The organism is Mesorhizobium sp. M2A.F.Ca.ET.039.01.1.1 (assembly GCF_003998035.1).
Taxonomy (GTDB): domain Bacteria; phylum Pseudomonadota; class Alphaproteobacteria; order Rhizobiales; family Rhizobiaceae; genus Mesorhizobium.
In genome coordinates, this window is the sequence record NZ_RZRY01000188.1 from 1 (window position 1) to 9,729 (window position 9,729).

7 protein-coding genes and 1 pseudogene are annotated in these 9,729 nt (G+C 64.9%); 4 read left to right on the plus strand and 4 right to left on the minus strand.

All coding sequences use genetic code 11. The features are described 5' to 3' along the window. From EOA24_RS43050 to EOA24_RS16160, 4 genes and pseudogenes are all read right to left on the minus strand, one after another. Positions 1–171: pseudogene (locus tag EOA24_RS43050) on the minus strand (ABC transporter permease); the annotation flags it as partial. 2 nt (positions 172–173) lie between these two features. Then, entirely contained in the window at positions 174–1,151 is a 978-nt protein-coding gene (locus tag EOA24_RS16150) for an ABC transporter permease (protein ID WP_189343312.1), read from the minus strand. 1 nt (position 1,152) lies between these two features. Further along, entirely contained in the window at positions 1,153–2,616 is a 1,464-nt protein-coding gene (locus EOA24_RS16155) for a sugar ABC transporter ATP-binding protein (protein ID WP_126080512.1), read from the minus strand. A 49-nt stretch (positions 2,617–2,665) separates the two neighbouring features. Further along, on the minus strand, positions 2,666–3,679 hold the full coding sequence (locus EOA24_RS16160; RefSeq protein WP_126080511.1) for an ABC transporter substrate-binding protein: 1,014 nt from the start codon (positions 3,677–3,679) through the stop codon (positions 2,666–2,668). Positions 3,680–3,876: 197 nt separating this feature from the next. On the opposite strand from EOA24_RS16160, the gene EOA24_RS16165 reads away from it, so the two are divergent. The 4 genes from EOA24_RS16165 to EOA24_RS16180 are packed head-to-tail and all read left to right on the plus strand — an operon-like array spanning position 3,877 to position 9,454. Next, positions 3,877–6,294, plus strand: a complete 2,418-nt coding sequence (locus EOA24_RS16165) for a glucan 1,4-alpha-glucosidase (protein ID WP_126080510.1) — start codon at positions 3,877–3,879, stop codon at positions 6,292–6,294. Positions 6,295–6,327: 33 nt separating this feature from the next. Beyond that, positions 6,328–7,341, plus strand: coding sequence for a phosphogluconate dehydrogenase (NAD(+)-dependent, decarboxylating) (gene gnd, locus EOA24_RS16170; protein ID WP_126080509.1), 1,014 nt, complete (start codon positions 6,328–6,330; stop codon positions 7,339–7,341). A gap of 13 nt (positions 7,342–7,354) precedes the next feature. Continuing rightward, on the plus strand, positions 7,355–8,731 hold the full coding sequence (gene zwf / locus EOA24_RS16175; protein WP_126080508.1) for a glucose-6-phosphate dehydrogenase: 1,377 nt from the start codon (positions 7,355–7,357) through the stop codon (positions 8,729–8,731). Between the two features lie 18 nt (positions 8,732–8,749). Continuing rightward, positions 8,750–9,454, plus strand: a complete 705-nt coding sequence (locus EOA24_RS16180) for an ROK family protein (protein WP_126080507.1) — start codon at positions 8,750–8,752, stop codon at positions 9,452–9,454. Positions 9,455–9,729: the final 275 nt, after the last annotated feature.

Sequence of the window (9,729 nt, forward strand, 5' to 3'; positions counted from 1 at the left end):
CATCTGGCCGACGCCGACGATGACGGTGAACACGGCGAGCGACAGCGCCGCCGTGACCATGCCGCCGGCGCCATAGCCGCCGGTGAAGGCGACGGTCGCCAGCCAGACGACGAGCGCGCCGGCGAAGGACCAGATCCAGGGTTTTTCAAGCAGCATCCGCACCGAGGTCATCGCTACCGCTCCCTGCGGCTGATCAGCACGCGCGCCGCCAGCACGATGATCAGGATCGCGCCATTGGCGGCGACCTGCCAGTCGGGCGGGATGTGCATGAAGGTCAAAAGCGGCGAGGCCGCGAGCGCCAGCGTCAAAGCGCCGAGCACCGCCCCGATCGGCGACACGCGGCCGCCCACGAACTCGCCGCCGCCGAGGATGACGCCGGCGATCGAGAGCAGCGTGTAGCCATTGCCGATATTGGCGTCGGCCGACGTAGTGATGCCGATCAGCGCCATGCCCGACAGAACGCCGAACACGCCGGTCAGCGCGAACAGCACGATCTTTGTCTTGAGCAGCGACCAGCCGGCGCGCCTCAGCGCCGCGGCATTGCCGCCGGAGCCGCGCAGGATGACACCATAGGAGGTGCGCATCAGGCCGAAATGCACGACTGCGGCGATGATCAGCGCGGCGAGGATCGGGAACGGGATATAAGGTGGCTTGAAGGACATGATCGAAAGCAGCCAGTCCGGCGCCTTGCCGCCGGGCTTGGGCAGGACGAGGATGGCAAGCCCCTGCCAGACGAAGCTCATGCCGAGCGTCACCACGATCGACGGCAGATTGCGCAGGTAAATGAGCGCGCCGAGCAAGGCATAAACGCCGATCGAGCCGAGCAGCACGACAATGCCGATGAGCGGCGCGTCCCGCAGCCAGGTCGCGGTGACGCAGCCGACGAAACCGACGAATGTGCCAATCGAGAGATCCAGCTCGTTGCCGGCAATGACGAACATCTGCGCGATCGTCGCCAGCGCGATCGGGATCGCCAGATTAAGCATCAGGTTGAAGCCGAAATAGCTGATGGCGCGCGGGTTGAGCCAGGCGATCGCCATCAGCACCAGCGCCAGCGACAAGGCCGGCAAAAGGCCGCGCAGCAGGCGCGCCCTGGCGGCGCTGCCGCGTGGCGAGGATCTTGGGGTCGTGCCGGGAGCGATCGCGGTCATGTCAGGCCGCATCGCCGAACGAGGACTGGATGATCTTCTCCTCCGTCAGCTCGTCGCGGCCGAGATTGGCGACGATGCGACCGTTCTTGAAGACATAGACATGGTCGCAATTGTCGAGCTCTTCGGTCTCGGTCGTGTACCAGAGGAAGGTGCGGCCCTTGGCGGCTTCCTCGCGCACGAGGTCGTAGACTTCCAGCTTGGTGCCGATATCGACGCCGCGCATCGGGTCGTCCATCAGCACGATCTCGGCGTCGGAGCCGAGCGCGCGGGCAAACAGCGCCTTCTGCTGGTTGCCGCCCGACAGCGAATAGATGTTGTTGTTCATGTCCGGCGTGCGGATGCCGATCTTCTTCTTCCAGAATTCGGCGAGCTCCGCCTCGCGCTGCGGCGAGATCAGCAGGCCGTTGCGCAGCTTGGCCAGCGAGCGGATGCCGATATTCTGCGCGATCGACCATTGCGAAAAGATGCCGTCCGATTGGCGGTCGCCCGCGACCAGCGCCACGGGCGCCGTCACCTCGATGCCAGTCCTGGCGCGGGCGGCCGCCGAGAAGATCGCCAGCAAAAGGTCGGTCTGGCCATGGCCGGCAAGCCCGGCGAGGCCGATGATCTCGCCGGCCCGGGCGACAAGCTCCTTGCCGTCCTGCTGCCTCGCCGGGCGCGCCCGCACCTTGAGCGCGCCAGGCTCGGTCTTGCGGACCTCGGCGGCGGCCTTCTGATGCCCTTCGGCGCCACCCATGGCGGCGACGAGCTTGTCGCGGTCGAAGGCATCGGCGGCATCGGCCGCGACCACCTTGCCGTCGCGCATCACCACGATGCGGTCGGCGTTCTGCAGCACCTCGCCCAGCACATGCGAGATCAGGATGCAGCTGCCGCCCTGCTCGACGAAGCGGCGAACGAAGGAAAGCAACTGGCCTGCGGTGTGCGCGTCGAGCGACGAGGTCGGTTCGTCGAGGATGACCAGATGCAGCGGCTCGCGGGTCAGCGTGAAGGCGCGCGCCACCTCGACCATCTGCCGCCTTCCGATCGAGAGGTCGCCGGCAATGTCGTCCGCCGAAATGCCATGATCCGGGAAAATCTCGTCGAGCTTGGCGCGGATGAGATCGGCCGCCCTGCGCCGCCAGCCGAAACCGGCGAGCGAGGGATGATTGATACGCGTGTTCTCGGCGATGCTGAGGTTGGGGCAGAGCGACAGTTCCTGGAACACGCAGCGGATGCCGAGTTCCAGCGCGCGCGCCACGGAATAGCTGGCCTCTTCGTCGCCGCGCACCGCGATCTGTCCGCCATCCGGCCGCAGCGTGCCGGCCACCATATGCATGAGCGTCGACTTGCCGGCGCCGTTATGCCCGACCAGCCCGACGCATTCGCCGGCGCCGACATGGAAGTCGACGCCGTTAAGAGCCCGAACGGCGCCGAAATGCTTTTCGGCGCCGTTCAGCCTGACAATGTCGGTGTTTGCCTTGAGCATGCTCAACGATACCCGGCTGGCGATGCGGACGGCAATGCACCCACCGCTGTTACTTGATGTTGGCCTTGATCGCCGCGATAGCCTCTTCCTGCGTGTATTCGTGCGTGGCGACGCCGCCTTCCTTGATCTTCGGCAGCGCGGCCTCGAAATCATCCTGGGTGAAAGCGAGATAGGGCACCAGGAGGTCGTGCGGAATGTCCTTGCGTCCGTCGAGCACCTGCTGCGCCACCCAGAAGGCCAGCGTCGACACGCCGGGCGCGATCGAGGCCGACCAGGTCTTGTAGCCGTCCTTCTCCTTCTGCTCCTTCCACCACTTTAGCTCGTCCTGGCGGTTGCCCATGATGATGGTCGGGCGCGGCTTGTTGGCGGCTGCGAAGGCTTGCGCCGCGCCATAGCCGTCGCCACCCTGGTCGACGATGCCGACGACGTCGGGGAGCGAAGGCAGGATGGTCGCCACCGCTTTCTGCGCCGTCGTCTGGTCCCAGTCGCCGGTCACGGAGCCGACGATCTTGAACTCGGGATGAGCGGCTACGCCCTCGAGGATGCCTGCATGGATGGCGTCGTCGATCGAGGTGCCGGCCAGACCGCGGATTTCCAGCAGATTGCCGCCCTTGGGCTGGAACTTGGCCATCTGCTCGACTTCCTGCTTGCCCATGTCCTTGAAGTCGACGACGACCCGATAGGCGCAAGGCTCGGTCACGATGCCGTCAAAGGAGACGACGACGATGTTGGCATCGCAGGCCTGCTTGATGGCGCCGTTCAGCGCGTCGGGCGAGGCAGCGTTGATGACGATGGCGTCATAGCCCTGCAGGATCAGGTTCTGCACCTGCGCCGCCTGGGTCGGCACCTCCTTGTCGGCGGTGGTGAAGACATCCGCCGCGGCGACGAACTTGTCCTCGACCGCCTTCTTGGTGACGATGCCGTAGCTGTCGAGCATCGCCTGGCGCCACGAATTGCCGGCGTAATTGTTGGAAAAGGCGATCTTCTTGCCGCTGGTGTCGGCAAGCGCGGTGCCCGAGGCGAGCATCGCCGCGAACGCACTCAATACGAGCAGTTTCTTCATGTCGGTTCCTCCCGAGGTTGCTGATCTTGACGAATGGCCGTGACGTGTAGCGCCTGTTTTTTATCTATTGTCAGACAAATTTCGAGGAACTGCAAGCTGTCAACGGCAAAGCTTGATGGGCAACCGATCAACTTGCGGTGCGACGATTGAAAAGCCTCCCGCTGATGGTCTAGGAACGCGGCAGAAGAGAGGTTTGGATGGCAGTAACGCCGACCGTTGCCAAAGGCGCGCCCGGGATTCCGGCGCGCTGGACATCAAGCGCCAAGAGCGGCGTCGGCACCGCCCTTTCGGCAAGGAGCCCGCTCTGGTTCACCACCAGTCACGGCATCCTGAATGAGATTTACTATCCGCGCCTCGAAAGCGCCTGCACGCGCGACCTGGGGCTGATCGTCACCGGTCCGGACGGCTATTTTTCCGAAGAGAAGCGCGATGCGGCCCATGCCGTCGAACCGTTCGAGGACGGGGTGCCTGGCTACCGACTGACCAACACCGCATCCGACGGCGCGTACAAAATCGAGAAGCGAATCGTTACGGATTCGAAACGACCTGTCCTGCTCCAGGAAACAAGTTTGACCGCGATCAAGGGCCAGGCCGCCGACTATCGCGTCTACGCGCTGCTCGCGCCGCATCTCGTCAATGCCGGCATGGGCAACACCGCCTGGATCGGCGAGCATAAGGGGGAGCGTCTTCTGTTCGCCACCGGTCGCGGCGTCTCGCTGGCGCTTGCTTCATCCTTGCCCTGGGGCGCCTGCTCGGCCGGCTATGTCGGCTTTTCCGACGGCTGGCGGCAACTGCACGACAGCTGCGCGCTCGATCCTTCCTGTCATACGGCGGAAGACGGCAATGTCGCGCTCACCGGCGAGATCGGCTTTTCGGCCGGCAAGACGGTTGCGCTGCTGGCGCTCGGCTTCGGCGCTTCGCCGGAGGAAGCCGCCGACCTTGCGCTTGCGAGCCTGAAACAGGGTTTCGAGCCGGCCGCGGAAACCTATGTCGACAATTGGCGGACATTCCAGGCAAGGTTGGAAAAACTCGACCGTGACGGCGCCTCCGGTTTGAACACCTATCGCGCCAGCACGGCGGTGCTGGCGACACATCTGTCGATCGCCAGGCCCGGCGCCGCCGTCGCCAGCCTGTCGATCCCCTGGGGCTTTAACAAGGGCGACGACGACCTCGGCGGCTACCACCTCATCTGGCCGCGCGACCTGGTCGAGACGGCGGGCGGCTTCCTTGCCGCCAGCGACGGCAGGCAGGCGCTGCAGATCCTCGCCTATCTGCGCTCGATCCAGCAACCGGACGGCCACTGGCCGCAGAATGTCTGGTCCGACGGCACCGCCTATTGGCCGGGCATCCAGATGGACGAATGCGCCTTTCCGCTGCTGCTCGCCGACGCTCTGCGCCGCGCCGGCCATCTGCCGAAGCCGAAACTCGCCGACTTCCTGGCCATGATCGAGAATGCGGCCGCCTATGTCGTGCGCAACGGCCCGGTCACCGGCGAGGACCGCTGGGAGGAGGATGCCGGCTACAGCCCGTTCACCCTGGCTGTCGAGATAGCGGGGCTGCTCGCCGCCGCCGACATGCTCGATGCCTGCGGAAAAAATGAGCCGGCAAACTATCTGCGCCAGACCGCCGATTGCTGGAACGACCAGATCGAGCGCTGGACCTATGTGACCGGCACGGAGGCGGGCGCCAAAGCGGGTGTCGAAGGCTACTATGTCCGCATCGCCCCGCCCGACGATGGCGGCGCCGCCTCGCCGAAGGACGGCTTCGTGCCGATCAAGAACCGGCCGCCGGCCGATACCGACGAGCCGGCGGAAGCCATCATCAGCCCGGACGCTTTGGCGCTGGTGCGTTTCGGCCTCAGAGCCGCGGACGACCCGCGCATCCTGAACACCGTCAAGGCGATCGACGCCGAGCTGCGCTGCGACCTGCCGCAAGGGCCGCTCTGGTACCGCTATAGCGGCGACGGCTATGGCGAGCATGAGGACGGCGCGCCCTTCGACGGCACCGGCCAGGGACGGCCATGGCCGTTGCTTGCCGGCGAGCGCGCCCATTACGAGCTGGCCGCCGGCCGCAAGGACAAGGCGGCGCAGTTGCTGGAGAGTTTCGAACGCTCGGCGGGCGTGGGCGGCCTTCTGCCCGAACAGGTCTGGGATCGCCCCGACATGCCTGACCGCGAGCTGTGGCTGGGCAAGCCGTCCGGTAGCGCCATGCCGCTGGTCTGGGCGCATGCCGAGCACATCAAGCTATTGCGCTCGCTGCGCGACGGCGCCGTCTTCGACCTGCCGCCGCAGGGCGTCGAACGCTACATCAAGGGCAAGACGGTCTCGCCGCTGCGGACATGGCGCTTCAACAACAAGATCCGCTCCATCCCCGCCGGCAAGCTGTTGCGCGTCGAATTGTCGGCGCCTGGCGTCGTCCATTGGAGCAGCGACAAATGGCTGACGGTGCAGGACAGCAGGACGGTCGAAAATGCGTTCGGCATCCATCTGGTGGATTTGCCCGTTAACCGCCTGCAACCGGGAACCACCATCGTCTTCACTTTTTTCTGGCCGGAAGCGATGCGTTGGGAGAATGTCGACTTCACCGTCGCGATCGACCAACCAAACGGCCAGTGAATTCTTCTTTCCTCAAGCAATCGGGATGAAACCATGCAGATCGGAATGATGGGGCTGGGCAGGATGGGCGCCAATATGGTGCGGCGTCTGATGCGCGACGGCCATGAATGCGTCGTCTACGATATCAATTCGGCAAGCGTCGCCGGCATGGTCAAGGACGGCGCCGTGGGCGCCGCCTCGCTGGAAGAGTTCGTCGGCAAGCTCGCCAAGCCGCGCTGCGCCTGGCTGATGCTTCCGGCCGCGATCACCGGCAGGATCGTCGACCAGGTGGCGGCGCTGATGGAGCCGGGCGACATCATCATCGATGGCGGCAATTCCTACTACCACGATGCCGTCGACCTAGCGGCAAAGCTGGCGGTGAAGGGCATCAACTTCGTCGATGTCGGCACCAGCGGCGGCGTCTGGGGCCTTGAACGCGGCTACTGCCTGATGATCGGCGGCCCGGACGACGCGGTGAAGCATCTCGATTCGGTCTTCGCCACGCTGGCGCCGGGCGCCGACGCGGGCGCCAATCCTTCGAAGGCCGATGGAACGGCGGCTTTCGGCTATCTGCATTGCGGCCCCAGCGGCGCCGGCCACTTCGTCAAGATGGTGCATAACGGCATCGAATATGGCGTCATGGCCGCCTATGCCGAGGGCATGAACATCCTGAAATCGGCCAATGCCGGCAAAAGGCAGCGCACCGCCGATGCAGAGACGAGCCCGCTCGAAAACCCGCAGTACTACCAGTTCGATATCGACCTGCCCCAGGTCGCCGAAGTCTGGCGGCATGGCAGCGTCATCGGTTCCTGGCTGCTCGATCTCACCGCCGGCGCGCTGAAGAGCGATCCGGCGCTCGCCCAGTTCGGCGGTCGCGTCTCCGACTCCGGCGAGGGACGCTGGACGCTGAAGGCGGCGATCGACACCGGCGTCCCGGCCCCGGTTCTGTCCTCGGCGCTGTTCGACCGCTTCTCCTCGCAAGGCGAATCGCAATTCGCCGACAAGCTCCTGTCCGCCATGCGCTATGCCTTCGGCGGCCATGTCGAAAAGCCCAAGACCGGCGCGTGAGGGGAGAGACGGCATGAGCCAGGAGAGGTCCGACACGCTGGTGCTTTTCGGAGCGACCGGCGACCTTGCGCACAAGAAAATATTCCCGGCGCTCTACCAGATGGTCGCCAAGGGAACGTTGGCCGAGCCGGTGATCGGCGTTGCCTTCGACCCTTGGGAGCTGCCCAAGCTGGTCGACCGCGCCCGCGACGGCATCGTCACCGCGCTGGGCGGCATCGACGACATGGTCTTTGCCAAGCTCGCCTCGCAGCTGCGCTATGTCAGCGGCGACTACCGCGACGGCGCCACCTTCGAGAAGCTGAGGACGGCGCTGGGTCCGGCGCAACACCCGCTGCACTATATGGCCGTGCCGCCGACGATGTTCGAGACCGTCGTGCAGGGGTTGGAGCAGTCCGGCACCGCGCGCGGCGCGCGGCTGATGATCGAAAAACCCTTCGGCCACGATCTGCAGTCGGCGCGCTGGCTGAACCGGGTGCTGCATCTGGTGTTCGACGAGCAGTCGATCTTCCGCATCGACCACTATCTTGGCAAGGAGGCGATCCAGAACCTGCTCTATTTCCGCTTCGCCAACTCCTTCCTCGAGCCGATCTGGAACCGCAACTTCGTCGAGAGCGTGCAGATCACCATGGCCGAGGATTTCGGCATCGAGGGCCGCGGCAAATTCTATGACGATGTCGGCTGCATCCGCGACGTGATCGAGAACCATTTGCTCAACATCCTGCTTCTGCTCGCCATGGAGCCGCCGGTCGGCCGCTCGGCCGACGACCTGATCGACGAGAAGGTGCAGGTGCTGCGCGCGATCCGCACGCTGACCAGGGACGACGTCGTGCGCGGCCAGTTCGACGGCTATCTGGCCGAGCCGGGCGTCAGGCCCAACTCGCCGGTCGAGACCTTCGCCGCGGTGCGCTTCTTCGTCGACACCTGGCGCTGGCGCGACGTGCCCTTCTTCATCCGCGCCGGCAAGAACATGCCGGTGCACGCCACCGAGGTGATCGTGCGGCTGAAGCGGCCGCCGCTCGACGTCTTCGATCCGATCAAGCCGGACGACGCCAATTACGTGCGCTTCCGCATCGACCCGCAGGTGGCGATCTCGATCGGCGCGCAGCGCAAGAGGGCCGGCGACGACATGATCGGCGAGCAGGTGGAGCTCACCGCGCTCGACGACTCCAAGGGCGACATGCCGCCTTACGAAAGGCTGATCGGCGACGCCATGAACGGCAATGGCCAGCTGTTCACGCGCCAGGACGCCGCCGAGCTTGCCTGGCGCATCGTCGGCCCGGTGCTCGGCGACACAACGCCGCCGGCGATCTATGCGCCCAAGACCTGGGGGCCGGCCGATGCCATGAAAGGTTTCGGCCCGCCCGATGGCTGGATCAATCCGACCAGATAATTTCCGGGGAGGAGGGAGATGGCGAAGGCAGCAAAGACCGCCGCGAAGGGCAGCGATCCGATCGTGCTCAGCATCGATGTCGGCGGCTCGCATGTGAAGATCCTCACCAGCGCCGGCGGCGAGATGCGCCGCTTTCCGTCCGGCCCGAGCCTGACCCCCGACCAGGTCGTCGCTTCGGTCGGGAAACTGGCGGAGGGCCTGACCTACGACTTGATCTCGATGGGCTTTCCCGGCCCTGTAAGGGACAACAAGCCCTCGCTCGATCCCTTCAATCTCGGCAAGGGCTGGGACGGCTATGATTTCACCGCCTCCTTCGGCAAGCCGGTGAAACTCGTCAACGACGCCTTGATGCAGGCGATCGGCAGCTATGACGGAGGCCGCATGCTGTTCCTCGGCCTCGGCACGGGCCTGGGCGCCGCCATGATCATCAGGAATGTCGGCCAGCCGATGGAGCTTGCCCATCTGCCTTACAAGAAGGGCGCGACTTTCGAGGATTATGTCGGCGAGCGCGGCCTGGTGAAGCACGGGAAGAAGAAGTGGCGCAAATACGTTTTCGACGTCGTGGGCAGGCTTCGGGCCGCCTTGCAGCCGGACTATGTCGTGATCGGCGGCGGCAATGTCGACAAGCTCGATGAATTGCCTGAAAAATCCCGGCGCGGCGACAACACTCGCGCTTTCGAGGGTGGATTTCGTCTATGGTGCGACAAGGCGCTGATCGTCTGATATAGTTACATTTCAGTATAATTGTTCAAAACAGCGTGTATTGATGCGACAAACGTTGCGTCGCGCAGATTTGCCGACTAGGAATTCGCCGGCCTGCGGCCCCTGCGGCTTTCGAATTCGCCAACAACGCTGGCAGCGCTTTGAGATTACACACCGCGAAAGCCGGATCGGTTTCGCGGCCTTGCGGTAGGAAATGGAGGGACTACGTGGACGAAGACACCAGCACAGCCAAGGAAGTCGATCTGCTCGAGCTCACCGCTCACATCGTTTCGGCC

Coding starts and splice junctions, on each gene's coding strand:
- EOA24_RS16150 (WP_189343312.1), bottom strand. CDS start 1,151: ATGACCGCGATCGCTCCCGGCACGACCCCAAGATCCTCGCCACGCGGC.
- EOA24_RS16155 (WP_126080512.1), bottom strand. CDS start 2,616: ATGCTCAAGGCAAACACCGACATTGTCAGGCTGAACGGCGCCGAAAAG.
- EOA24_RS16160 (WP_126080511.1), bottom strand. CDS start 3,679: ATGAAGAAACTGCTCGTATTGAGTGCGTTCGCGGCGATGCTCGCCTCG.
- EOA24_RS16165 (WP_126080510.1), top strand. CDS start 3,877: ATGGCAGTAACGCCGACCGTTGCCAAAGGCGCGCCCGGGATTCCGGCG.
- gnd (WP_126080509.1), top strand. CDS start 6,328: ATGCAGATCGGAATGATGGGGCTGGGCAGGATGGGCGCCAATATGGTG.
- zwf (WP_126080508.1), top strand. CDS start 7,355: ATGAGCCAGGAGAGGTCCGACACGCTGGTGCTTTTCGGAGCGACCGGC.
- EOA24_RS16180 (WP_126080507.1), top strand. CDS start 8,750: ATGGCGAAGGCAGCAAAGACCGCCGCGAAGGGCAGCGATCCGATCGTG.